Origin of the sequence: Pseudomonas sp. SJZ080 (genome assembly GCF_007828295.1) — a bacterium.
Classification (GTDB): domain Bacteria; phylum Pseudomonadota; class Gammaproteobacteria; order Pseudomonadales; family Pseudomonadaceae; genus Aquipseudomonas; species Aquipseudomonas migulae_A.
The window spans coordinates 1-1,231 of sequence record NZ_VIUK01000067.1 but is presented as its reverse complement, the minus strand read 5'-3'; the positions used below and the strand labels follow the sequence as shown (position 1 = coordinate 1,231).

Here is a 1,231-nt window from a genome sequence, read left to right as displayed (position 1 = left end):
TGAATCGCCCCTAGTTTCGTAGACACCTCCAAGCCTTAAAATGAGGCCCATTAGGAGGTGCCATGAGCAACCAGCGTTATCCCGAAGAATTCAAAATCCAGGCGGTCAAGCAAGTGACCGAAAAGCAGCTTCCTGTTTCGGAGGTGGCTGCACGATTGGGTGTGTCCGTGCACAGCCTCTATGCTTGGGTTAAGCGCTACACCAAGCCCCAGGAACAGCGCGTTGAGGAGGATGATCAGAGCGCAGAGGTTCGTCGTTTACGTGCCGAGCTGAAACGGGTGACGGAGGAGCGAGACATCTTAAAAAAGGCCGCCGCGTACTTTGCCAAGGAGTGCGGCTGAAGTACGCCTTTATTAAGCAGCAAGCGGGTCACTACGCGATTCGACGGCTTTGCCTGACGCTCAAGGTTCATCCCAGCGGTTACTACGCGTGGCTATCCGAACCAAAATCTGCGCGAGCCAAGGACGATCAGCGACTGCTCGGCTTGATCAAGCACTCCTGGCTGGAAAGCGGTGGCGTTTATGGCTATCGCAAGATCCATGATGACCTGCGAGAGGTTGGTGAGAGCTGTGGCCGTCACCGGGTGGCTAGGTTGATGCGCCTTGAAGGTTTACGTTCTCAGACTGGGTATCGACGGAGGCCGGGAAAATATGGCGGTAAACCAGCCGTTGCCTCACCGAACTTACTGAAGCGCCAATTCGATGTCAGAGAGCCCAACAAAGTTTGGGTCACAGACATTACCTACATCCGAACATATGAAGGCTGGCTGTATTTGGCCGTGGTGCTCGATCTGTTTTCACGCCAGATCATTGGTTGGTCAATGAAGTCGCAGATGACCAGCGACGTAGCCATTGATGCACTGCTGATGGCGGTTTGGAGACGTAAGCCGAAGCAAGAGGTGATGATCCACTCGGATCAAGGCAGTCAGTACAGCAGCTCGGACTGGCGAAGTTTCTTGAAAGCTAACAACCTGGTGGCCAGCATGAGTCGTCGAGGTAATTGCCACGACAACGCTGTGGCGGAGAGCTTTTTCCAGTTGCTAAAGCGGGAGCGGATCAAGCGTAAAATCTACACTACACGCCAGGATGCTCGGGATGATGTGTTCGATTACATCGAGATGTTTTACAACCCAAAACGACGTCACAGTTTCAACAATCAGCTGTCACCGGTAGAGTTTGAAAAGCGTTACGCAGCGAGCCTGGAGAGTGTCTAGAAAACCCGGGGCGATTCA

1 protein-coding gene is annotated in these 1,231 nt (G+C 53.3%); it reads left to right on the top strand.

Annotation, left to right across the window (positions count from 1 at the left end; genetic code table 11):
- Positions 1–62: 62 nt before the first annotated feature.
- Positions 63–1,213 (top strand): IS3 family transposase gene (locus tag FBY04_RS32240; RefSeq protein WP_104502081.1). Its coding sequence is split into 2 segments (ribosomal slippage): positions 63–297 and positions 297–1,213, totalling 1,152 coding nucleotides; the frame shifts between segments, so codons are not numbered across the junction.
- Positions 1,214–1,231 lie beyond the last annotated feature (18 nt).